Source organism: Streptomyces sp. NPDC007872, assembly GCF_042868165.1.
GTDB lineage: Bacteria > Actinomycetota > Actinomycetes > Streptomycetales > Streptomycetaceae > Streptomyces.
In genome coordinates this window covers 163,571-188,527 of sequence record NZ_JBIAEA010000008.1, presented here as the reverse complement: position 1 = coordinate 188,527, position 24,957 = coordinate 163,571, and the positions used below count along the sequence as shown (strand labels likewise).

10 protein-coding genes and 2 pseudogenes are annotated in these 24,957 nt (G+C 68.4%); 4 read left to right on the top strand and 8 right to left on the bottom strand.

Annotated features, from left to right (window positions below):
• Positions 1-35: 35 nt before the first annotated feature.
• The 6 genes and pseudogenes from ACFYNX_RS26680 to ACFYNX_RS26655 all read right to left on the bottom strand — a co-directional run bounded on the left by ACFYNX_RS26680 (position 36) and on the right by ACFYNX_RS26655 (position 3,455).
• Entirely contained in the window at positions 36-1,208 is a 1,173-nt protein-coding gene (locus tag ACFYNX_RS26680; protein ID WP_388664817.1) for a protein-L-isoaspartate O-methyltransferase, read from the bottom strand.
• On the bottom strand, positions 1,205-1,372 hold the full coding sequence (locus tag ACFYNX_RS26675; protein ID WP_388664815.1) for a hypothetical protein: 168 nt from the start codon (positions 1,370-1,372) through the stop codon (positions 1,205-1,207). Before ACFYNX_RS26675 ends, ACFYNX_RS26680 begins: the two co-directional genes overlap by 4 nt.
• Positions 1,373-1,656: 284 nt before the next feature.
• Positions 1,657-2,010 (bottom strand): annotated as a pseudogene (locus ACFYNX_RS26670) (IS5 family transposase); the annotation flags it as partial.
• A 54-nt stretch (positions 2,011-2,064) separates the two neighbouring features.
• Positions 2,065-2,595, bottom strand: coding sequence for a hypothetical protein (locus ACFYNX_RS26665; RefSeq protein WP_388664813.1), 531 nt, complete (start codon positions 2,593-2,595; stop codon positions 2,065-2,067).
• Between the two features lie 86 nt (positions 2,596-2,681).
• A complete protein-coding gene (locus ACFYNX_RS26660; RefSeq protein ID WP_388664811.1) occupies positions 2,682-2,951 on the bottom strand; it encodes a hypothetical protein in 270 nt (89 codons plus the stop codon).
• A 141-nt stretch (positions 2,952-3,092) separates the two neighbouring features.
• Positions 3,093-3,455 (bottom strand): hypothetical protein, encoded by a 363-nt coding sequence (locus ACFYNX_RS26655; protein WP_388664809.1) that lies wholly within the window; start codon positions 3,453-3,455, stop codon positions 3,093-3,095.
• Between the two features lie 159 nt (positions 3,456-3,614).
• Between ACFYNX_RS26655 and ACFYNX_RS26650 the strand changes: the two genes are divergently transcribed.
• The 4 genes and pseudogenes from ACFYNX_RS26650 (at position 3,615) to ACFYNX_RS26635 (ending at position 7,804) form a co-directional block, all read left to right on the top strand.
• Positions 3,615-4,634: a hypothetical protein gene (locus ACFYNX_RS26650; RefSeq protein WP_388664807.1), complete on the top strand. Its 1,020-nt coding sequence runs from the start codon at positions 3,615-3,617 to the stop codon at positions 4,632-4,634.
• Positions 4,635-4,956: 322 nt separating this feature from the next.
• Positions 4,957-5,427, top strand: a complete 471-nt coding sequence (locus tag ACFYNX_RS26645; protein WP_388664805.1) for a hypothetical protein — start codon at positions 4,957-4,959, stop codon at positions 5,425-5,427.
• Between the two features lie 92 nt (positions 5,428-5,519).
• Positions 5,520-5,801, top strand: a pseudogene (locus tag ACFYNX_RS26640) (Tn3 family transposase); the annotation flags it as partial.
• A 1,406-nt stretch (positions 5,802-7,207) separates the two neighbouring features.
• Positions 7,208-7,804, top strand: a complete 597-nt coding sequence (locus ACFYNX_RS26635) for a hypothetical protein (protein WP_388664803.1) — start codon at positions 7,208-7,210, stop codon at positions 7,802-7,804.
• Positions 7,805-8,210: 406 nt separating this feature from the next.
• Here the strand turns inward: ACFYNX_RS26635 and ACFYNX_RS26630 are convergent, their stop codons facing one another.
• A complete protein-coding gene (locus tag ACFYNX_RS26630; RefSeq protein ID WP_388664801.1) occupies positions 8,211-10,451 on the bottom strand; it encodes a hypothetical protein in 2,241 nt (746 codons plus the stop codon).
• A gap of 12 nt (positions 10,452-10,463) precedes the next feature.
• Positions 10,464-24,809, bottom strand: coding sequence for a toprim domain-containing protein (locus ACFYNX_RS26625; RefSeq protein ID WP_388664799.1), 14,346 nt, complete (start codon positions 24,807-24,809; stop codon positions 10,464-10,466).
• Positions 24,810-24,957 lie beyond the last annotated feature (148 nt).

Here is a 24,957-nt window from a genome sequence, read left to right as displayed (position 1 = left end):
GCCGCCGCCCCTGAGTTACACCCGAAGACCGAAGTTCACTCGGAGGGGGTGACTGGCAGGGAGCGCAAGGTAGTCCTTCCCGGGGCTCCCCCGGCGTACGGGCCGCTTACGGGGTCGTGGATCCACACGGTCTGCCCGGCCGAGCTCACCGTCATCCCGAAGTCCCACTGCTCCGGCCGCCCGCGCTTGCACCAGAGCCGGTAGCCGGCCCGCAGCGCCGCCCACAGCTCCCGGCCCTCACCGGAGACCGCAACGAGCCCACCGTCGGCCCGCTCCACGAGCGCCGACCGCCCCGAGGGCTCTTCCCGCAGCCGTATGCGTGCCTGTGCCCCGCTGCCTTCGACACTCACGACGATGCCCGGGTGTGACACGCGCAGCGCGAACAGCAGGTGACCGCCTGTCAGGTCCTCAAACATCTCCTGGTCGTCGACGGCCTCCTCGCCCTCGGGGGCGAGGGCGGGCGAGGTCGCTGTGCCGGTCTCATGCCGGTCGCTCATGAACGTGGCGAGGCCCTGGAGCCAGCCGGTCGCGGACTTGCCATCCTCGGCCACGGTGAGCGCGAAGTGGCCCAGGCGTCCCCACGGGAAGACGACCCGGCCGCCGGGCCGGACCTGCTCGATCCACGCCCCGGGCACGGTCTCGACGGCGTAGGTCGCCACCAGCCGATCCGCCGGCTCCAGGCCCGCGATCCCGGCCGTCCCGTCACCGGTCCGCACCTCCACGCGGGCCCCAGCCGTCGCCAGGCGCTCGGCGGCGGCGCGCGCCAGGCCCGCGTCGGTCTCCACCGACACCACCCGGCCCTCCGGCCCGACCCGGTACGCCAGCAGGGCCGCGTTCCAGCCCGACCCCGTCCCCAGCTCGACCACGCTCTGGCCGGGTTCGAGCATCAGCGAGTCGAGCATGTCGGCGACGACCTGCGTGCACGACAGGCTGGAGGTGGACAGCCCGTCGGTGACCTGGGTGACGGTGGAGTCCTGTGGCTCGGGGTAGACCAGCGCCGCCCACCGGCCGGGCTCACGCTCACGGTCGACAGCCACCCACCTCCACCCGTCCCACTCCCACACCACATCCGGGGCGAAGCGGTGCCGGGGGAAGCCCGCCATCGCACCGCGCACCCACGCGCTGCCCTCCGGCCACAGGCCCCGGCTCTGCATGGCCGCATCCAGCCGGTCCCGTGCCTCGTGCAGCAGGTCGTCACCGGTGCTCACTTGCGGCGCCTGCCCGTTCCCGAACCCGGGTTCTGGACCTGGCCGTCGCTGTTGCCCGGCGGCGGCGTGCCCCCCGACAGCGGCGGGTCCTCCCTGCGGTGCTGACCCGCCCCGCTGCCGCTCCCGCTGTTCCCGCCGTTCCCGCTGCTGCTGTTCCCGCTCATCGTGACTCCCTGCCCCGATCCGTCGGTGAGCGCAGCACCGTACTCGCGTGGAGATGGCGCCACCAGGGCGCGAACCGGCCGCGCCCGCGCGTGACGGCGCGATCCCGCCCCCTGCCGGGACGGGAGAAGGCCCGGGCACGCTCGCGCGACGACCATCGAGGGCATAGCGCACGACCCGGCGTGGCTGTTCTCAGGCTCTATCTCCAGGAACGTGGCGGCCGCCAGGAACTCCGCCACGGCGTCTCGTGCTGGTGTTCTGCCGCTGCGTCCCCTTTTGAGACGGGGACCGGCGGCGGTTCGGTGCGGGCGCCGACCGCATGGTGATGTGCGCGGACAATGGTGGAGTCGACCGAGATGTCCCAGTCGATCTCGCCCGCCGCGTCGGCTGCGGCCTGGACATGCTGAAGCAGGCGTTCCCAGGTTCCGTCGGCCGACCACAGCCGGTGACGTTCGTAGACCGTCTTCCACGGGCCGAACCGTTCGGGCAGGTCACGCCACTGAACTCCGGTTCGCACCCGATGCAGAATCCCGTCGATCACCTGTCGGTAATCCCGCCATCGTCCACAACGCCTGTTGCTGGCCGGGAGGAACGGCCGCAGCCGCTCCCACTCAGCATCTGTCAAATCACCCCGCCCCACGTCCGTAAGAACGATCGGCAGCAAGGGGCAGTCGCATGCTCCGCCGGATCAGTCCTAGTCTCCTGAGAATCCGAAGATTCCCAGGTGAGTCGGCCTGTCACCGGAGTAGAGGACGATGTAGTAACCGGTCCACCGCATCTGACACTCGCCGAGCAGGCTTTGCTCGTGCTCCTCATGGCTCGCAGCATCATTGGCGGCAGCAACGAGTCCCTCGTACTCCTCGACCGACGGGCGGTCTGTGCCGAAGTGGTGCATCACACGGTTGAGACCCAGAGGGCGCAGGGTGCCGTAGTCGGCGACACCGAAGCGCGTCGGCGGGTCATCCGTGGCAACAACCCTGTCGATGTCAAGGATCGTGTGGGTGCCCTCGGTCCCCATGAACTCCTCGTCCTCGTAGAGGTCCTCCAGGCTTCGGTATCGGGCGCCATCGCCGTACTTCTCCTGGAACACCCTGGCCTGCAAGGTCGCCAAGGCGGCCTCCACATCGCCGTCGTACCTGGTGACGTAGTCCCATCCGCTGGCACCCATCGAGCACCCCTCCCTGAAGATCGTGAACGCGCGAACGATAGCGGTGGCGACTGACAACGCAGCGGCCTGGCGCCGGGCTCTGCTCGATGTCCCGGATTGAGGTGTCCAGCCGGACCGCATCACGGAGATCGCCCGGACAGGTCCTAGTCTCCGAGGCGCTCCGGTGGGTCGGTGCGGGTGAGGTCCCAGCCGCGTGCGTGCGCGTACTCGGCGATCTCGGCCAGGGCCTTTTCGATGTCGGCGCGGGGCGTGTCGGCATCGAAAAGGTGCGTCGCGGGACTGTCCTTGGCTTCGCTCAGGTACGCGTACAGGTTGGCGGTCGCCGTCTCCTCGGTCGTGCCGCCCATCACCTGCTCCACGCCATGGTGAATGGCGGCGATCCCGGCCGAGTCCTCGAACACATCAAATGTCACGATTGACACCGTAGCGGTGGGCATGTCTGCCGACCGGCACCTCGGCCGGGCGGATTTCCCGGAAGGCGCCTCACGCTACCGGCAAGCGTCCGCGCCGCGTTCCCGCGCCCTGGCCACTAGAGACCTGATCCGGCCACGGGTCTACAGGCCGTGGCCGACAGGGCTGCCGTCGGCCACGGGCCCCTGCACGACCGTAGCCGGACGGCTGTCACGGGACACCGGACGGGCGTCTGTCTCGGGGTACCCGAACCCCCTGAACCCGCCGACGAGGTAGCCGCCGATCACGATGACCGACGCCGCAGCGCCGATGGCGTATACGAGCCGTTCGCCCTTGGACGCCTGGACGGGGGACCCCGGCGCCGGTGCCGTCCACCGGTAAACGAGCCAGGCAAGTACCAGCGCGACGACGATGACGAATGTGGTGAACAGGTCGAACGTCACAGCGGGCATGAGAGCTGTGTCCTGGGAGGCGGCCGCCGAGGTGACGCCGTCGATGCCGAACATGAGGGACCTCCGGTGAGTTGGGATCGCCACGATGGAGAGCGCGGGTGGGTAGCCCCGCAAGTCCTTGTCCTCGTGGAGAGCCCATAGGACCGTAAGTGCCGGATGGTGGAGAGGCAGAAAAGTGGACCCCCGGCCCGCGAGGACGCCTAGTTTGAAGGCGTGAGCCGTCACAACAAGCCCTCCCTCGCGTTCCGGCCCGTGCGGCAGGCCCTGGATGCTGCCGGTTACGGTCCGGACGTCTATAAGGACAAGACGTTTCTTCGGGACTACAACGCCGGTTTCATTCCGAAGCTGACCGCGGACGCCACGGCTGAAGAGATCGATAACGCAGTGCTGGCCGCCGAAGTCTGCGCTGGGGCGCGTACTGCCGGCCATCTGTGCCCGGGGGTGAAAGGGAGGCTGCTGGCGATGAACCCGGATCCCGGCGCCGCCGGCAATCTCCGCACCGCACTGCGGAAGGGAGTCGAGAAGCTGCTGAAGCGGCCTGAGACCGGACCGCCGCCTCCTAGAATCAACGTGCACTCCCAGAAGGCCATCGAGGCGCTGCTTCCGCTTTCACCCAGGCCGGTGCTGGGGATGTTCGTCCACCGCGCCCGGATTCGCGGGATCAGCCAGGAGCAGATCAACACCTTCCTGGAGGACGTGCAGAAAGCCACCGGGGGGAAGCGCGCCTGGAGAACCGGTCTGCGCGAGGCTTTCGGGGTCATGTGTGCCGAGATGGGACAGCCCCTCAGCACCTTGAGCCAGAAGGCCCTGGAAGAGGCATTCCTCTCCGCCAACCCTCGGGCGAGACGCCTGCACGAGCTGATGCAGGAGCACGGCTACAAGCCGGGGCCCATGCGCGGCGACGGCATGATCGGCCTGATCGACATGGTCAGCACGGCCAACCTCACCGACACGGACCGCGCGTTGCGGCTGCTCGATGAAAGCAGCGACATTGACTTACGGAGCAGCGTGTTGCAGGTAGGGCAGGCACGACGCACGGGGCGCTTCCCGCACGAGGACCACCACATGCAGCGGTGTCGGGTGGCGGCGGACTGGGACGCGCTCATCACGTGCCAGATCCTCGACCCGCGCACCTCGGCGTGGTGGAAAGCCGCCTACGGGGACTTCCGCCCCCTCCTCGGCATCGCTACGGAGTTCATGGCCGAAGTGGCCCGTGGCGCACGGGAGGAGTGAGAGGCGGGCAGCCAGTCCGGTCCACGGTCCGACGAGGCAGTGTGCGATCCGCTCGGCGAGGTGTCTGCGCTCTCCGCCCCGGGCGCCACTACGCCCACAACGCGGTCGCCGCGCTCGCCACCAGGGCCGCCCTCAGATTTGAGTAGTTGCGGTACAGGATGCAGCACTGGGATTGATCATGGCCCTGGGCTGGGGTTATCGGGGGTGCTGATGCTCCCCGCCATCTGGGCGGGAACCGGCCTTGGGGAATGTCGGTACGCGGTTGATCCCAAGCCGTTGATCTTGGAAAGTCGGGCTGTCCGTTGCCGGTAGGTTCGCCGTCATGGTGTCGTACGCGAAGGACGAACGGTGTATGGCGCTGGCGAAGGTGCTGGTGCCGATTCTGAAAAGCAGTGGACCTGAGGGCGCCGGCGGGTACGGCGGGACGTTCCAGGTGCATGTGCCGAGCGCGACGGCCGCGGAACTGGGCGGCCTGGACCTGATCCGGGCCGCGCTGCGCAAGACGGCGCGTGAGCTCGGGTGGACGTTCGGCACATACGGGTTCGGCGGCGGCCGGGAGGGCTCGACGACACTCATCGGGATCTACGACAAGCGGGAGATTCCGGAGCCGTACGCGAAGGTCGTGGAGGAGCACCGGCAGCGGCAGATGCGGGCCGCGATCGATCATGTGTCCGCGAGGTACTCGGCCCTGGGCGGCTCGGCGCCGGCGCCAAGCCCGCCGTTGCCCGGGACGCCGGTGGTGCAGACGAAGGAGTTCCTGGCGGCCGTCGCCGAGCACAGCCTGCTGGCGTAGCGCCCCGGGCGCGGAGGTTCTCACACGGTGCGGGCCCCGGTGAAAGTGCTGATCGCCGGGGCCCGCGCGGTGCGTTTTGCATCATCAGCAGCTCGCTGACGAGGCCGATCCGCTGGGAGCTGATCGAGCAGCAGTACGACCAGATGGTGAAGTACGCGACCGCGCTCCGCCTCGGCACGGCGGAGGCGGAGCAGGTGCTGCGACGCTTCACCCGCGGTAGCCCCAAGCACCCCACCCATGCCGCGCTCGAAGAACTCGGCCGCGCCGTGCGCACGGTCTTCGCCTGCGACTACCTCGCCAGCCCCGGCCTGCGCCGGGAGATCCACGGGGGGCTCCAGGTCGCGGAGAACGGGAACTCGGCGAACACCCTGCTGCGTCCAGCCGGGCCGCGCTCCGCAACGCATCCACGGGTTCGCCCCGGCTGTACCCCCGCCGACCCTTTACCTCCCACACCGGCGGAAACCTTGCTTTCCGCTTCAAGGGCACTTAGGTTACTGACTATGGATTACAGGGAAATCAAAGCTGAGGTTCGGCGTTACCAGGCGGACATGCATGTCCGGCAGCGCCGGGTCACCCTGCTGCATCGGGCGCTGCGCGACGCGGAAGCGGACAGAGACCGTTCCGTCGCCGCCTTCGCCGAGTTCGGGCAGCAGCACGAAGGCGCACGCGATGCGGCCAGCCGCCGGGCCATCGGGCGGCAGCTCGGCGTCACCCACCCTGCGGTCAACGGCATGGTCGAACGCGCTCGTACGCGCAGCCAGCAGGGCCTGGCGGCCGCGACCCCGCTCGTGCCGGTCCTGGGAGCCGACGAGGCACGCGAGTACGTCGAGTCCGGCGCGCTCGGCGACATCGCCCGGATCCTGGTCGCCATGTACCCGGGCAACGTCCTGCTGGAATCGGGACTCGAACCGTCGGCCTTCGCGAACGGCACCGACATCGACGTGCCCCACATGCTGATCCAGGGCGCCGACGGTGCTGCCATCGGGGTGGAGGACTGCCTCGCCGGATACGGCGGAACCGGACCTTCCAACACCGTCCGCCTGCTCAAGGAACTCGGCTTCCCCGAGGACGTCGCGCGTGAGGTCTGCGACTACCGGTTCGTCGAACTCGCCCCCTACCGCGTTGTCCGCGCCGCAGATGCGGTTCACAAGATCGGCGGCACGTTGGAACTGTCCAGCGACGGACAGCACTTCATCGCCCGCGTCTACAGCCAGCGCACCTATCTGCCCGACGGAGACGTGACGGCGGCCGGCACCGTGGCCGCGTGGTGCAGCGAGGTCATGGACCATCCGGAACGTTATCCGTGGGCAGCGGGCGAACGCCGCGCCCGCGTCTACCTCGACCGCGACGCCGCAGCCGCCCTCAACAGCGAAGAGCCGCACGGAATCACGTCGAACCGCTACTCGGTCGTCATCGAGCAGGGCCGGTTGCAGCTGTGGGTTTCCGCGTACTTCCCGTACAACTTCGCCGACCTGCTGAGCACGGAGCAACTGCACGCGCTCGATGCCGCCAACATGCGGCCCGAAGGGATTGAACCGCGTACCTGGCTGGACCGGTTCCTGCCCCGTCGCCGTGAACGGCCGCCGTTCATCCTCATCAGTGAGGACGGCCAGGACCTGGCTCATTCACCCGAGGGAGCGACGCAGGAGTGAGACGCCCTGCGGGGGGCCGTCTTTCCGCTGGCCGCAGCGTGGTGACGCTGCCAGACAGAGGGAGCGTGATCCGGCCGTTCTCCTCCGCCGGGCCTGACGACCGGTCCGGCAGTGGAAGACTGCGGGCCGTGTCTGGATTCGCGCGAGACCCGAAGTACTACGGGGACCGGCTCGTCTACGAGCCGCTGGAGAGCAAATGGTCCCGCTACCACGCCACGCACTGCGGGTGCGGCCATGACTGGCTCGAAACCCACGCGATCCCGGCCGGGTTCACGGTGCTCCCACGGGGCAGGACCGGCTACTACGGGCTCGTCGGCCCCGGCCTCACCGAAGGCGTGGATGAGGAGAAGCTGACCGCGAATGCTCTGTGGGAGGCCGTGACCGGAAAGCCCGGCACCCAGACCTGGTACGAGAGCGTGCACATCACCTGCCGCAGCCCAGAGGCGGAGGCCGCCCGCAGGGCGGAGAACGAGCGTATTTACGCTCCACGGCGCGCTCGCGCCGAAAAGGCGAAGACGGAGAAGGCCACCCCCAAGCAGGTGGAGTACCTGACCACGCTCGCGCAGAAGGTCGGCAAGGAACGGTTCGACGCCGAGTTCGCCAAGGTGATCAAGGGTAGCGACATCGCTCCGCGTACGCCTCGTCAGCACTGCGCGACGGCTGCGAAGCGGTTGACCAAGGCGAGGGCCCGCAAGCTCATCACCGCCCTGGTCGGCCACGACTAGTCCGCCCCGGCCCCGTCGTCGTCCAGCTTCGGAACCTCCGGGTCGCGCAGAGGCTCCTCGGCTGCCGGTGTGATGGGTGGAATCACCACGCCAACGACAAGGAGCCCTACCTCGTCATTACATCCACTGACCAGCCCATTTCACCCTCAAGCACATGACGAAAGGGGCCTACTGGATGTTGTCCACCTAACGGATGCCAGTGGGTGAATACCGGGGCAACTCAGTGCAGTAGGCATCGTTAGTTTGGCTGGCTGTCGCGCGCGCCTCAACGTGGGACTGTCGCTCCTGCGAGGCGCGCCGTAGCCCGGCTATCCTCAGTCGGCGACGCTCTTCTTCTCCTTCCTTGAGAAGGCGAAGCCTGTCTGCTTGCTCCTGACTTTTCATGAAACCTCCCTGATTGAGTTAACTAGCGAACGCCCGTGCTGATCGTCTGCCTCGCCTGCTGTGCGTTCTGCTGGGCTTCAGCGGTCGTGCGGGGGGTGCCTACGGCGGCTAGCTGCGGGTTCTGCGCCGCCGCTCGGGTCTGCACGCCGTCCTTGAGCGCCTGGCTCGCCCTCAGAATCTCGTCCCGGCTTCCTGCCAGCAGGCGGGTCATCTCCTCCTCCGACAGGGTTCGGGGGTCTGGCGTACGGCTGTTGGCGAGGTTACCCGGGTGCGGACGCTCTGCCGTGCGGTCACGCCGGGGCAGGATGCCGGTCTGCTGCCCGCCCTCGGCTTTCGGAGACCAGGTTGACTGCTTGAGGGCCTCGTCCACTCCAGCCTGATCGAATATGGGCTCCCAGGCCCCGTCGTCGGCTTTAACGAGCATCTTGCGTTCCTGAAGCGCATCCATGAGGGCCTGCCCCTCGGCAGGAGAGACTGACAGCGTCTTGACGAAGAGATCAGCATGCGCAATCCGATTGGCAGCCGCGGCGAATGCAGCCCGCCGCAGCTGATCGTCGGTGACCTGCACAACGAGTTCGGGAGACGCCGATGCCTGAATGGACGTCGGTGCAGGGGCGACGGCAGCCTGAAGGGGCGTGGCGACGGGTGTGGGGCGAGCCGCTGCCAGGACCGCGGGGAGCTGAGCCGGGGTTGTGGCGAGCATCTGGCGGGGTTCGAGGCCGTTGGGAGCCCCGACGACGTTGAGGTCCTGCAGCTCGTGGAGGATTCGCTCTGCCTCCGCGTATGTGACGTTGAGCTCCGGAGCACTGGCCAAAGCAAGAGGTGAGACGACTGTGCCCTTTCCCACCAGGTGGAGGGCGGCCGCCCGGAGCTGGGCGCGCGTGACGGTGGCCTGGGTCGCTTCAGTGGTGAGTTTGTCGGGGCCCACAATCTCCTTCGTGAAGCGGTCTGCCACCTGGTTCAGGAAGCTCGCGTCTCGGTGGTACGGATCACGTTCGACCCGCCGCCGAAGGGCATCGATGAGCTCACGGCGGGCTTCGACGGGGTCGTCGGCCCGTACGCCGGCGACGTACTCCTTCGGCGGGAAGTGCGGCTGGGTGAGCCACTCCGCGTCACCCATGTCGGTCGCCAGGATCCGCTGAACGAGGAGGAAGCGAATCTGCAGGTCGCTGCGGTCCTCGGGGCGGAGGAATTTGGACTTGAGCTCGTTGACGATGGCACGGTTCTCGTCGAACACGGCGTCCAGGTAGCGGTCCGGAGGATCGACTTCGTAGTGCCCGAACTCGCGCTGGTCCTCAGGCGCGAGTGCCCCACGGATGCGCTCGAGGCGCTGCTCCGCGTAGTGGAAGATGGTCGCTGCGACGGTACGGCGGCCGTCGTTCTGCCATCCCAGCTCGTCGTAACGGTTCATCAGCTTGCGGGCGATTCCGGAGACCATCTCGTAGCTGCGGATCTGCAGGGCTTCGATTGCGCCGTGGAGGCGGATGTCGAGCACTGCCCGGTGCCCGATGCGGCGTGCGCGCCCGCTGAGCTCGCTCATCGCATCGTTCAGCCTTGCTGCCTCGGCCAGGCCGCGGTCGTACAGGGTGCCGAGGCTGAGGGCGCTTTCCAGGGCAGGGCCGTCGGGGTCGTCGAGCTTGGGGTCGGTCGGGGGTCCCGGGCGGGTGGCTTCGGCCCGCTGGAGCTCACGGTTGAGCCTGTGGGCGTGGGCCATGAGGAGGCGGGGGGTGTCGAGGTTCTGGCCATCATCAACGCCGGCTGCCTGTGCCGCGTGGTCTTCCGCGGCCCGGGTCAGGTAGCGCATGGCCTCGGCACCCGGGCCCCGGGACTGGTTCCAGGTGTTGAGATAGGTCTGGATCTGGGCCGCGTGCCGTGCGATCAGGCTCGCGGCGAGTGAAGTGATCCGGGCGGCCTGTATGGCCGCCTGTGGAGTCCGCTCTGCCTGCTCGTTCAGGTCGCGTAGGACTTCCGATGCCCGTTGGTGGATCTCATTCAGGGCGCTCCAGCCGGGCTGGTGAAAGTAGAAGGCCTGTGCCGCATGGGCGCCAGCTATCGCCGTCGCGAGGCCGGCAAGGTCTCGTGGTCCGGCCTGGGGCGGCTCGGCGACATTGTCGAGCGCTCGGGCACGGCGCAGGCCGACCCCGAGGTTCTGCAGCCGGGCGTACCGCTTGAACTCAGCCTCGGTCTCCGCCGCTGTGGCCCCCTGGGAAAGGGTGAGTCGGAGCATGGCCGGTGTGGGCTGGGGAGGTGCTGGCGTGGTCATCCGTTCTCCTCGTCAGGACTGGCTGTGAGTGAGATGGGTCGTCTGATGGGCGGCAAGCGCGTTGCTCTGGGCCTCTTCGCGGGGTGCTGCACGTCCACGGCTGCCCGCTGCGGCGACCCGGTTGGGTGCCACGTTTGGCTGCCCGTCGTTCCGCGCCGTCTGCTCTGCCAGGAACCTTGTAACAACCTCTTCGATCTCAGTCCTGCGGCCGTTGAACTCCGCCTGAGCTGCTTCCTGGGAAGCCGCGTCGGGCGGTGTGGGGGCGGGGGGCCGAGGCCGGGCAGGGCGGGCCAGCAACGCGTCGATCTCGCCGCTCTGCGCCAGCACCGTGCGGGTGGTGTCAGGCCGGTACGGGCCGAGAATCTGCTGTGCCTCCAACTGGTGGAGAAGGCGGTCGGCTCGCTCCGCTGAGATGTCCAGGGCCCGCCGAAGTGTCAGCGGAGAGGCATCCCGGCGGGCCGTGACGATGAGGGCTGCCTGTCGCAGATGCTCCGGGGGGAGCGGACCTTCCGGGTCGGGTCCGGAGGGGATGCTGCCGATCATGCGCTGCTGGTAGGCCCAGGCCACGCCGTTGAATAGGTCGGCAGTCGCGTTCCAGGGGTCGCTCATCTCACCCGTGTGCGGGTCAACGTCACGTTCCTCGGCCACCCGGGTCCGAAGCCGGGCGATGAGCATGCCGTGGGCGGCCACCGGGTTCGGGATGGCAGGCGCGCCCGCGATGAGCCCGGTGTGGGGCAGGAAGTCGGCGGTGGCCGGCTGGCCGGTGATCTGCTCGTACCGTGCCCGCCAGCGGGCCCGGTTGATGATCCACTGCTCCTGGAGATCTCCGATCTCAGCCATGGTCGTTCCTGAAGCAGCCATCCGGCGCTCCAGGTCGCGCTCGGTGTGATTGAGGTCCTGCAGCCGGCGGTCGACGCGCACGGCCCTGGACAGCGGCGCCTGACTCGCTTGGCCTCGCAGCCGGGATACCGCGCGCTCGAGCCGGTCGGCCACACCACGGAGACGGATCTTGCCCGCTGCGGTGGCAAGGCCTTCCAGCGCGCGCACCAGGCTGGTCCTCACCCGCCCCATGAGCCGCTCACCGCTAGGGCCTCGAAGCCTGCGCGCAGCGGGCACGCTGGCGTCCATCTGCGCTACAAGGTCGGTCATTCGCTCGTACACGGTCCCGGGCAGGCCGATGGAGTAGGGCCGCAATGCTGCGATCGCCTCATGCGCGCTGTGGTGGGCGATGGTGAGGTCGGCCGCGACAGGAGGCTCGTGCGCAGTCAGTTCCGGAGACGGGTAGCTGGCTGCCTCCTGACCCAGCTGGTTGAGGACTTCTGCCTCCTGGGCGAGGTTCTCGCTGACCTCCTCCCAGGTGGGTTCGACATCCGCGCTTTCCTGCACCCAGCCGCCTTCGTTCTGCAGGACCCAGATGTGGTCGGCGGCCGCCAAGTGGTCCAAGGCGAGATCGGGGTGCCCGGCCGTGTAGAGGTCCACGGCCTGCTGGGCACGGCGCCGAGTTTCGTCGGTATGGCCCCCAGCCGTCGCGGCGACGGTGTCGAGCAACACCGCGAAGTCCTCTGGGCCGGGGTTGTGCGGCATGGAGGGAGCCAGGATGGTCCGTACGGCCTTGCGCCATGCTTGGCTCAGCGGCGTGCCGATCTTTCCGGCTGCGGTGGCTGCACGCCATTCGACGGCAGCGAGGAATTCCAGTGGCGTCATGGCCGTAAAGCGCTTGTAGGACAGCCGCAGAGATTCCGTGCCGAGCCACACCACGATGCTCGGGTCTTCCGCCTGCTGGTCGGCGCCCGATGTGGCCAAGTCGACCCCGTGCAGGCTGCCGAGTGCGAGCGGCTGGGCAAGGTGCCCGGGGCTCTCCTCCTCGATCGCGTGCTGGCCGAGGCGATCGTAGACGGCCACGTAGAGGCTGTAGGCACCAGCGTTGCGGTCCGTGAGCTCAGCCGGCCCGGCCCCGGATCGCGGGCTGTGAAGGCTCATGGCGAAGGGCAGGGGGCCGCCTTCGGCCGCGGTGGCGGTGGGGACGCCGGGTTTGGTTCCGGCGGGCCAGTGCCCGGCACCCGTTGATCCGCTCGTTGCGGGGGCTGACGGAGTAGTGGCAGGTTCGTCGGCCTCATCGGCGAAGATCGCCGACTGTCGCGACCGTACGTGCTGGTCATCTGCGAAGTAGCCGTCGGGGTCAGCGGCCAGGACGTCCAGTGCCTCCTGGTAGACGGCGTTCTGGTGGTCCACGTCGTGGTCGCCGGGGCCAAGGAGCACGGCTGTAGCGATCAGGTGCCCCGGGAGCTGCCAGGACTGGTGCAGGCGCTTTGCCCAAGTCAGGGCAGCCGCCTGGCGCTCTCGGGCATCCTGCGGGGCGCGGTCCTGGATGTCTGCGGTGATGAGCTGGGCGGCCTGTGTGGCGGCCGCGCGGCTGCGGGCGTCGAACGCTCCGCCATCAAAGACGTGGCTGGCCTGTTCGTTGTCGGTGGCGAAGACCATTAGCTGGGCCTCAACGGCAGCTTCGAGCAAGGGCTGACGCTGGTCCAGCACGCGCAGCACCGGCTCGGCACCGCCCGTGCCCGCGGCGACGCCCGCCTCCCACAGGTCGGCCGCGTCCTTCACATCGCTGGCGCTGGTGACCTCAGTGGTACCCGGCGTGGTCAGCAGCATGTCCCAGCTCTTGAGCAGGGCACGCCGCCCAGCAGGGTCGTTGTCGCCGAACAGGACATGGGTACGCGGCTTGCCCTCTCGAATCCCGCGGAGCGCCATCAGCTGGTCCTTGGTGAGGGCGGTACCCATAGGCGCGCCGGCGACGGGGCGCTGCTCCAGCGGGAGGCTTTCTGCGGCTCGCGCCATCGCGATGACGTCGAAGTAGCCCTCCAGGCCGACTCGCGGTCCGTTGCTGGCCTCACGCGTCTCTGCCTGAGCAGGGTGATAGAGGCCGAAGACCAGCTCGCCCTTCCGGAAGATCGCCGTGTCTTCGGTGTTGAGGTATTTCGGACCGCCTCGGTCCTTCGCCTCATCGCTGCTTTCGCCGGGCCGGTCGACGCGGCGGCCGCCGAAGCCAACGATCTCCCCTACCTGATTGTGGATCGGGAACATGATCCGGTCGCTGAACGCGTCGTAGAGGCGGCCGTTTTGCGAGTACTTGGCCAGGCCGGACTGTACGAGCTCCTCCTCGGAGAAACCCGCGTTCATCAGTTCCTGGGCCAGCACGTCCCAGCTCCCCGAGTCACGCTGCGAGGGCGCGTAGCCGATCCCCCACTGTTCCTGAACCTCCGGGGGGATCTGCCTCCCCCTGATCCCGATGGCCGGGTCGCCCTCATGCAGGTAGGTACGGGCGAGTTCGGCGCTCGGGTCTGCCCGAAGCCGGGTGGCGAAGATCTGGGCTGCTGCAACGTTCGCGTCGATGAGCCGCGAGCGGAGCACGGTCACCGCGGGACCGTTGGTAGGTAGGAGAGTCTGGCCTGTCGCCCCATGCTGCACGTCGATCCGTAGCCGGTTCAAGCTCCGGTCGTTCTGACTGCGGATCTCCCTGTTGAGCGCCTGACTCAGGCCCCCGGTGAGGTAGGCGTTGCGGCCGTGATGTCCAGTTGCCTCCACGGTGATGACCGCATAATCGGGAGCCGTCATGGTGACGGTAACCTCACGCCTGGACGCCAGGGAGCCGAGGGCTTTGCGGGCGAGGACGGCCAGACGGTCAGCAATGTCCGGTCCTTCCCGCTGCTCTGCAGGGGCTGGTGACGCGGCTGTCTCCGGTCCACGCGCCTCCTCGCGGACCGGCAGCACCTCGACGCCGGGAGCGCGCCCGTCGCTTCCCGCCGCTACCGGATCTGCAGGGCTGCCTGCGGACACTGCCGGCTGCGCGGACGGCCCGGGGCCCGGTTCCTCACTGCTCATCGGCGCTGCACTTTCCGCTGGAGCTGGTGCGGAGTCTGCCGCTGGGGTTTGCTTTCGGGCAGGAGCGGGAGCCGGTTGCGGCTGCTCCTGAGGTGCAGCGGGCGCGGTCTCGGGGGTGGTGCTGGCCTGAGCGGACTGTATCTGGGAGGTTGTTGAGCCCACCGGATCGGGTGTTGCCGCCGCAGCGTGGACGGTCGGCTGGTAGGTCAGCAACGGACGATCCCCGTTGTCATCGGCCGCGATCCAGCCGTTCATCGCGGCCATGAGCCTCTGCGGATCAGCTGCCGCTAGCTCCTCTGTCGTGATATGGACAGTCCGGGCGTCCTGGCCCATGCTCAGGCCAAGGAACAGCGACCTGACTGCCGCGTCACCCGGCCCCGCCTGTTCGATGACCATCGCGTAGATGGGCCGACCGTCGACGAAGACAAGCTCGCCACTAGTCCCGACCTGGCCCTGGAGGAGCGCTGTAGCGCGCGCGTGAAGAGAGGGAGCCCCCTCGGTATAGCTGAAGTACGCACCTCCCCCGTCAGGGAACTCGAGGGCGGGCAGCGCCGGCTCGTCGTACTCATCCACGGGGGAGTCTGCCTCTGCTGTATCGGCTCCCAGCTCAACTGTGTCCGTGGGGCCCTTAGCCAGTTGATTGAGCTGGTCGGCGCGGTACTCGATGTACTGCCCGATCTCCATCTCCCCTGCGTCAGTGGTCCACTGGAAGCCGACGAAGCGGCCCGCCGCAGCAACGGTGTGCATGTTGCGCAGGAGGTCGCGATCTGTTGTCCGAGCCGCCTGCTCCACAACGATCCCGGCCATCATCAGCTGAGTGCGTCGGACGTGGCGACGGAGGCGATCGGTGAAGGCGGCCAGCGCGGCTCCTTGGCTTTCCGCAGCTGCAGCGGCACTACCGAGAGCGAGGAGTGCCGCTAGGGCCGGGAGATTTACGCCAGTGATCCCGCGGAGTTCGCTGGCTGCTGCCGCAGCTGCGGCGTCCTCATGGAGCCAGTCCTCATGCTGGTCGAGAGCAGCCAGAACGTCCTGGTGAGCCGCCTTATACGCAGACGGGTCGACATACGCCTGAAGTTCCCCCAGGCCCGGCCGCGCAGGTGCTCCACTGCCGCGGGACTCGCCCTCCTGGCGCTCCAACCTCTCTTCCGCAGGAGATTTCACCGCAGGTCCCACGGTCCGACCGACCTCCCCGGCCTGGTCTGCCGGGGGCGGTGTCATCTGGACAAGCTGCTCGGCAGGCTGATCCGACCCAGAGGCAGTGGATACGTCACTCACCGTGGTACTCCCTTCGCCTTCCGGTGCGGGGGCACGGTCTGGCGAGGGCGGCCTCCCAGCGGTCAGAGCTGTCAGGGGACCTTCGACCTCCGCGCCCGTCTGTGCAGAGGCGTCATCGTGACCGGCCGTCGCCTGGCCGGTGTCTGCGATGTCAAAAGGCCCCGCGAGGCTTCCATCAGCGACGGCATGCTGCGATGCCAGCTCCGCGTCCTGTCGGTCCTGGGACCCTTCCTCCCGCTTGGCGGGAGCGTCAGTAGGCCGGTCGGCTCGGCCCGCGACAGGCTGGGGATCTGCTGTGCCGGAGCGCCGACGCTCCCCTTCAGGACCCGCTGCCTCAGACCGACCACCTTTCAAGTCATCGCTGGAGCCCGGCTGCTGCGGTGACCGCTCACGGTCGCTCGGCTCAGGAACCTCAGGCTGTACGGCAGTGCGAGGCGCGCGCGCCGGTGATCCCTGCTGATTTGTGAGGACCCCGAGGGCATCCATACCTGGAGCAACTGGCCCTCCGCCCACTTCAGGGGTCTCAGTCTCAGGCAACTCGAAGAGGGCCTCCGTCCCTCTCCGCATCTCCGCAGATGCGTCCTGCCCGGCCGCTTCAACAGAAAGCTCATGGTCAGTGCGGGCCCTGTCGCTCAAGTTCACAGCTTCTGCGACCGGATCGCCCTGCATGGCCGGTCCTTCTACAGGCGCCGTGCTGGGGGCGGCGTCGGTCTGAGGAGCGGCGTCGAGCCGGTGGCCAAGACCCTCGCGCACCATGTGCTCAGCGTCGGCTGCGGCTGAGTCCGCATTTTCGGAGTGGCCACGAACGATGCTCAGCATCTGTGGCCATCGCCTCCCGTAGTGCTCGGTGGTCACCCCGACGAGATCGCCGTTGTGACGCACCTCAAGGTTGCCCACGCGTTCCGATCGGTCATCGCGAATGTCGTAGACCCGGCCCTCGCGGCTGGTGAGTTCCCAGGACCCGTCAGGCCGGTACACCAGGTACTCACCCTCACCGACATCGGGCAGCAGCCAAAGGCCGGAAGCGTAGTAGTCCTGTTGCGCCTCAGCGCGGTGGTCGCCCGTTTGGGAGCGCTGCCAGTGCGAGGAGATGTACTCAGCTGCTCCTTCCAGAGTGGTGGCCAGGCCCAGTGCCCAGACCTTCAGTTCCTTTCCTTCGCCATGGACGTAGTGCACGCGGTAGGTCTTGTGGTCGGGGATGCCGTTTCTGACCTTGCCCTGGCAGTCCCCGGTGACGGAGTACTTGCCCTCGTGGCCGCCCATGACCGTGGCTGACCAGCGGTAGGAGAATTGGTGATAGTCGCCCGGCGGGATGGGGTTCTTCGTCAGGGCCACCTTGCCGGGATAGTTGTCCAGAGCAGGATGCTCAGTTGGCAGCGTCACCGGCAGCTCGGCCGCCGGGTTGGTGACCAGGTACTCGGCAGTCCGCGCCTTGCCAGCACCGCGATGGTGCACCGCTGTGCCCGTCAGATGCTTCCGCCCGCTGCGACGGCGAACACCGCGCTCGATGCTCGTGACGGTGCGCTCGCCCTTTCGGTCGGGCACCTGGATCCGGTCGCCCGGCATGATCAGGCCTACCCCGACTGAAGCGGTTGCCGCGCCTGCGGCTTCGGCCCGGTCGAAGGCCTGCCACCGCGATGCCCAAGCCTCCACCGGCATGTCGAGATCCGCCGGCGGAGGGTAGGGCTCCTGGTCGACAGGATGGAGAAGAGCGGGGTGGGCGACCTCATGAGTGCCGTCCTCGAAGCGGACAACCTGCCATGCTCCCGTGCCGTGTGGAGCATCGATGACACCTACCGCCACGGCTGCTCTTGCCACCGATTCCATCCCTGAGCCGATGTGCTGCAGTAGCGTGCCATCGGCGTGCAGGACTCGGCGGGGGCGCGCCGAAGTGCCGGCGGCCCGGACTTTAGCGCTGGTTCGAGTTCCCTCGGGGAGCTCGGTCACCCACGGATGCAGCCAGGTACCCGCCTCGTTCCGAGTGAGCTGGCGCGCCGCAGCCTGAGTCCTGTCGTAGGCCTGAGCATGAGCATCGACTAGTGCGCTGAGTTGAGGAGCCAGCCGCGCCTTGAGTTCGTCGTCCCGCGAGCGATCAAGGTCATCCTGGATTACGCCAAGCATCCGGTCGAGTTCACGCAACTGGTGGGCAACCTCCGGCAGAGAGGAAGGTACCGCGGGGATGCGCGTCGCGATCCGGGCGACAGCAGCTTTGGCATCTGTCAGGGCGACGTGGTTTCGAGTCGTCCGCGGCCATGTCCGGTGACTCGCGTCCAGCGCTGCCATCGTGTCCACCACGAGTTGCCAAGCGTCCGTGGCCTCGCGAGGGTACGCGTATGGAGCCGCTGTCCCCACAGACTGGGGCACCAGCGGAGTTGCGGCTTCAGCCTGATTCGTCGCTCCTCCAGCGCTCACAGCCTTCTGCTCATGCTTGGCGCTCCGGAGCGGCAACAGGCTGGCCGTCGACATGGGACCGGCGTCGGCCTCCTCATGCCCAGTCACTGTGCTCTGCGTCCTTGCAGGCCGAGGCTCGACGTCGGATGCGGCGCGCCGCAGCTCGATCCAGGTTCGGACCTTCTCTGCTGAGCCTGTTGCCAGGTGGCGAGCGGCGTCAGCTACGAACTGGGCCGACTCGACCACCGCTTCGGCATCTGGAAAGTGCGGATACTCCGAGGCTGTCTTGCCGAACTGCTGGAGTCTGCCGTCCCAGCCGGCCGCATCTTCCAGCACCTCAGCTACCGCGACACCGTCGAGACCGGCCGCCTCGGCGTGTGCGGCAACCTCCACCAAGTAGTTGATGACGACAGCACGCACGTGAAGCACGTATGTGGGGTCGCTGGAAACTCCGAGATCGGTACGCCAGGCCTTGTCCATGAGGACTGGGTCGCTTCCTGCGGCAAGAATGCGCTGCAGGTAGTCCTCCGTGGCACCGCGGCCTACTTCCTCCAAAGCCTCCCGCAGGTGCTGGACAGCCTGGATGGTGTAGGCCACGGTCGCCGGGTCGGTGAGCCGCTCCAGGGCTGCCGCCGCGTTCTCATCGAACTGCGCCAAGGGCCGGTGGCGGGTCCAGAGCCAGCGGTCGTCGGTGACCGGGATCGCGAGGGCTGCGATGTCACGGGCGGTGGACTGGGCGAACCGCGCCTTGGCACGTTCTGCCTTCGCCAAGGCCGCACTGACCGCTTCCTCATCGGGCGAGGTGTTATGCCAGTTGTCGGGGAACGAACTGGGCGCAGGCGGCTGGGGCCATTCCGCGTCGATCACGACCTGCGCCGGTGCCGTCGGGCTGTAGTCGATGGAGTCCGAAGTGACGAGCAGCGACGAGCGGCTGCTGACGCCTGCGGTCGCCAGCAGGTTCGAGCCGCCGTCGGCCCTGGCCGTCTCAGGGCGACCCGGCATCTCCACGCCGTGATGTCCAAACCAGGCAAGACCCTGCGACGTGGGCCGGACCCGCTGTCCCTCGACCTCAGCCAGCCTCAACTCGATGAGCCTTGCCACCGCGTCCTGGGAGGCTGCTGCGGCCCGCCGTACAGGGTGGGTCTGCAGCATGAACATTCCCCCGAACCGGGTCATGTCCCCGCGGGTCACGTCCGCCAGAGCCGTCCGCTCGGCCTTCTTGAGCCGCGGGAACGGAACCTGCACGCCTTCCCGCTGCCGGTCGGACTCCGGTGCGCTGCCCTGGGGCGTCGCCTCCTCCTGGTCGATCGGCTCCGGACCTGCGTATCTCCCGGTATCGGGCTCAGCTCCGGGATCTTCGACACGGTTGTCGGGGGCGCTGGCACCGTCGCGGCCGCCAAGGTCACGAGGCGATGTTCCGGCAGAGTCAGCTGATGAAGTGACGACGTCGAGTGCTGAAGGCACGTTGTCACCCAAGGTCCACACCGGGTCAGGCGTGCCTTCTCTGAGGGCGGCTGGAGCTTCCTGAGCCCAGTGCTGGGCGACCGGATCCCGGACGGGCTCCGGCACCGGAGAGGCCTGGGGTGCCGGTGCTGGCAGATGGGCGCTGATGCCTTCGTGGAGCTGGTACTCGCCTTGGCGAGCTCTGCGTACTCCTTCGTGCAGATGCACCGGCAGGGCCAGCTTCTGGGCCTCCTCTGGGCGCCGCTCAGGCCACCAGTACCCGGGGATGAGGTTACCGGCGGCATCGACAGTGGCCGTACCGATCGCCCTGTTGCGGAAGTAGGGCGGGGGGTAGTAGGCGGCCACGGAAGGCGCGTAGGTCAGCTCGTCCTGGTCGAAGGCGAACATGATCTCATCCCCCGGGTTCAGGCTGCCCGGGCCGGCTGGATGGATGAAGCCGTAGTCGCTGAACCTGTAGAGCGCGAGATCCTCCATCCAGCCGGCTGAGGCTGACTGCCAACGAAGTCTCCGGAGCCGGTCCCGGAAGCTGTAGCTGGTGTGCGAGGGAGAGCTGGTCACCCATTCGTGGAGCTTCTCGGCGCCGGGCACCCGCGATCCGCTGATGCTCAGGAAGTCATCTGCATCCCACGGGTAGGCCGCCCCGGTTTCGTCGGTCAGCCGAACCAGCAGGTCGGCGAAGGCGAGTGCGTGTTTGCGGGTTCGGACGGACCACGGCACGACGTCCTTGGCCGAGCCGGGGGCCACCACGTGCCAGCCGTCCCTCACCGAGCCGTGGACGAGGAGCCGGCCGGACGGGGCGAGTTCCAGGCTGGGGTCGTTGGCGAGACGGGCGGCGCGGCGGGCCCGGTTCAGGGCGTGCTCGCGCTGGGGGCCGCTGTCGGCGCTGATCTCCTCGCTTGCCAGGGCAGTCAGGTGGAGCCGTACGTCCTCCAGGGTCGAGAAGCGGGCAGCAGGCTCCGCGGTGGTGGTCTGGGAGGTGAGCTGGTGTACCTCCGCCGCCATGAGGTTGAAGTGTGTCCACTGTTCAGGAGTGGCCAGGAGCTCGGCGACGGTGTCGGAGGTCCGCCCGTCCATGGCGGAGAACGGAGCGAGCGCATCGCCGAAGTCCGCCAAGGCGTCGCCTTGCGGATCTCGTGGTGGGTTGCTGCAGACGACAGCTTCCAGGGCCGCCCGGACGCGGGCCTTCTGTCCCTTCTGCGGCACCGCGGCCTCGGCACGGTCGATCGCGCTCATCACGGAGTTCATGGCAAGGCGGCTGAAGGGGACGCTTAAGGACGGCTCCATGGTGATCTGCAGGAGCCGCGTCGGGTTCTGCTCGGCCTGGCGCATCCGCTCCGTGCTGTAGGCCATGGCCCGTGCAGCAAGGTCGGTGACTGCCTCGCGGATCTCTGCCGCGGCCTGCTCGACGGCAGCACGCTCGGCGGGCCGCTCGGTGAGCTGGACGAGCTGGTGCTGAAGGTTGTCGACGAACTGGACGAACGGGTCGTCGGGATCCATCTCCCGGCGGGCTTTCGAGACGGGTGGCCGCGTGCCGTTGGCCTGGCCTATGCCCTGCCCGTGGGCACGGCGCCGCTCGGTGTTCCAGACGAACGCCTCAAGACGTGGCTGCGGCGGTCCTGCGGGAGGCTGCGGGACGGTGCCACCGGCAGCGGACTGGATCTGCGCGCTGACATCCGGGTGCCCGTCCACCAAAGGGCCTGGGCCTACGCCCATTTCACGGCGGGGCACGGGCCCGACGAGCGGCGCCAGCGATGGAGGAAGATCAGCCAGTTGGAGGCTGGGCTCGGCGTCCGTGGTGAGGTCCAGCGAGTGCTTGATCCGGTGGGGTCGCATAGGGCCCCGGTGCTCCCCGATAATGTCGACGCGGCCTGGATGGGCGTTGATTTCGGAGATGACGATGGGGCTGTCGTCGAGCTCGATCACCGTGCCCGGGGTCAGCTCGGAGAGGGCCGCGAGCCGCTTCGGGGCGTTCTGCGAGGGGGGCGGAAGAAGCGTGATGATCCGGTCGAGGTCCTCGTTCAGCTCGTTCATCGGCGGCAGCGCGAAGGGTCCCTCCATGTCGAACAACCCCTGCCCGCCGGCATGCGCGGACGCGGGGCGGCCGCCTCGTGCGTTGGCGGGGATGCTCCGCGACGACAGGTAGCCGATCGCGTGATCGAGGACCTCCCTCTTCACCACCTCCACGCGCTCGCGCAGCGTCCGGGCGAGAGCGAGCTCGCCCATCGCCTGCCAGCGCTCCTCCCCCTGCCTATGATGGGGGAAGCGGCTGGCCGCGGTCTTGACCTTGTCGAGGAAGCTGACCACCTCGGGCGTGGCGATCTCGCGTACCCAGGCACGGACCCGGTCCCAGGTCACCGCGACCTGAATGTCCCCGACGGTCGCCTCCAATCGGTCCGAGTAGCTCTGGTACCTGACCGGAGTGGAGCCCACCTGCGTATTGCCCTCGCCACGGCTGAGGTAGCGGCGCTTCCACTCGGAGTAGACCGCGGTGTCGTAGGCCGCCGCGAGGAGATCGATCAAGCCGTCAGCCGAGAGACTGGCCCTGACGGCTACGGCGGTTGCCTGTTCTTCGTCTCCGAGGGGAGGCGGTGTGGGGCCCAGTGGAAGTGTCCACTGCATCTGCAGCAGGTGGGCCGTGTCCGGGCCGCTGGGAGCGGCACTGCGCGGGGCAGTCGTCGACGGTGAGGCTGATGCCGGGGCGCGACGGGCCTCGCCGTCTACCGCAGCGTGCGAGGGTTGGGACTCGGGGTCGGACACTTCAGACTGCTCATCTCCTGTCGGCACCTCGCGCTCAGCAGAAGCGGTGAGCTGCGTGGTCTCGAACGTAGGGGCCGGGGTCACACTCCCGGGCACGGCAGGCACGGCAGGCTTGGTCGCTCGGGACTGAGGCGAGGGGCCGGACATCGCATTGGCCTGGGCCTGAGCTCGTGCCACGGCTGCGATAGTCGCCCAGACGCCCATGTACTCATCGATGCGCTGCTGCAGGCGGCGTATCCACTCGGTCGCTTCCTCGCCACGCGGGTCCTCGTTCAGCGACTTACCGAACAAGCCGGCATGCGCATGAGCGGTGTTGAAGGCCTGCGTCGCTGCGCTACGGTCGCCTTCACTGGCGGCCTGGGCGGCAGCAGCCAGGGCGTCCCGGACGTCCGCCAGAGCCCGCGGCAGGATGCTGGCCTTCCACAACCGTGCAACGACCCTCTCCAGGTCGTCATACGCGAACATCACCAGAGCGCGGACTGCGCTCTCGTGTTCTTCGTCCGAGAGGCGTTGCGGGCGGTCGTCGGACCACACCATGGCCCACCTGTCCAGCGAGGCCAGACGCCGAGCGGCCGACTTACTGTCCTCTTTGCTATGCCACGGCCGGCGCACGGCCTTCAGCCGGGCTTCGAAAGCAGCTCCGTCGTCCGAGTAGATCCCCTCCGGGTGGAGAGCGGCCAGGAAAAGCGCCTGCTCTCCCTGCGCGGTCGGACGGATCAAGCGCACGGCCGACCCCTCCGGAGGCACGGCAAGGAAGCCAGCTTCCAAAAGAAGTTGCACGCGCTGGGTGCTGACGCGCCGCCCGGCACCCGAGCCTTCGGACGGCTGTCGGAACAATCCATCGTCGCCCGTGGTGAGCCGGCCCACAGCGGCCAGCTTCATCACGCTGAGCAGTGACTGGGACCAGCCCAACCGGGGGACGACATCGCTCGCCTGCCCCTTGGCCCTCTCCAGGCGTTCGCGGTTGGGCTCATCCATGCCGGTGTCGGCCCGCATCTGGGTCTCCACCTCGATGTCGATGCGGGCCATCAACGCGACCATGTAGTCGGCAGTGCGCACGGACTCCCACACGTCCGGATTACCGCCGCCCTCGCCGTCCCACACGTCCGGGGAGCCCGGGTCGGGGAATGTGGCGGCCGGGGTGCTACGGCCGGGCTGCTGCGCTTGAACGGTAGGCCCACCGGTGGGAGAAATGCGGGTGTCTTTCCGCTTCTGGTCTGCTGGATCTCCCCTGGCATCCGCGTCCGTGCTCTTGGAAGGTACGCGCGCGCCCTTCGCGGAGCGGCGACTCGATGCCCGGTGCGGGGCGGAAGCGGGCAGCTCTGAGCTGCTCGGGGTGGTGAAAGGCGCGGTTCCGACGCTGGGCGTGACGCTGGGGCCTGTTGTGGATGGCGACGAAGAGATGGGCGGCCGGTCGGCTCCCGGGACGGCGAGCCCGGACGGAACGCTGTCGGAGGCGCCCCATCCCGCAGGGTTCGCTGCCAGCGCGGAGGGTGCATCCCCTGCTTCCCACGCCTGCCGCGCGTCCTGCATCTCGTCAGCCCGGGGCGCAGTGTCCTTTCGCTCGCCGACTGAGGCAGCCTGTGATTCCGAGCGGTCCGGAGTCGCCTTGGGGAATGTGAGACCCGAGGGCACACCGGCGGTCCCCCAGTCCGGGCCGTTCGTCATCGCCGGGGGCGCGTCCTCGGCATCCCAGGCTGCGCCCTCGGCAGCTACGGCGTCCGGGTCTGCGCCTCGCCCGAATGACTGTGGGGTGAGCGGGACGTGGATGCTGCCGGTGAGGGCGGACGGGACCCCTTCTTCGTCCGCCCACGGGTTCCTGAGCGGGGCGTCCCCGAACACCAGAGCATTCGGTACGTCCGCGACCCCCCAGGCCTCCGGGGACGGCTCGGACGGCGCTGCCGCTGCGTCGGCGGCAGCGGAGGGCACGGTCCCCCCAGTGAACGAGCTGGAGGAGTCGTTGAAGGCAGGGGTGACGTCGACCTCTTCCCACGACGGCACCGTCGGGTTCGCTACGTCCTTGCCGGTGTCATCCAGCCGGGGCGGAGCGTTAAGAGGCTCGGTCGGGTCAGCACCGCCGTTCGCAAGGCGCGCGAGGAGGTCTGCGGCGCCGTCGCGGGCGAGGCCCGTAGCCAGGATCGGCGGAAGGCCAAGTGCCGAGGGCACATCATCGTGCAGCCAGGAGCCTGCCGGCTGGTCAGCGTCAAGCGCGCGTGGGGCATCGCCCTGCGACCACCCCTCGTCCCATGCCGATTCGGGCTGATGGGAGGGCTCCATCGCATCGAGGGGTTCGGCCGACGGGCTCGGGTCATCTTGGACGGGATCGGCGAGGCCGGAGGGAACCTGTGTGGTGGACCAGGCCGAGGGAAGCTGGAAGGCGTTCGGCACCTCGTCCGAGGCCGCTGCCCACCCAGGGACCAGCTCGCTTTCCCTGCCGAGCAGCGTGTCCTCGCCGGCGAGTGCGGAAGGGACATCGCTCTGGTTGCCCCAGATGTGGGCGGCATCGCCGAAGGCTGAAGGCGCATCGTCGGGCAGTCCCCATGAACCTTCCGGTTCACGATCGAAGCCCTCATCAGGAGCAATGGCCAAGTCTTCACCTCGTCGACTACGCAGGCGGCAGGGCGGCCGCCCGCATCCCTGTGGGCTGGGCAGATTTGATGCGACGCTACGAAGGGGCGCATGCGATAAGGGCCGCACGGTGCCCGGCTTCCCGTCTGCTGGGAAGCCGGGCCCAAAT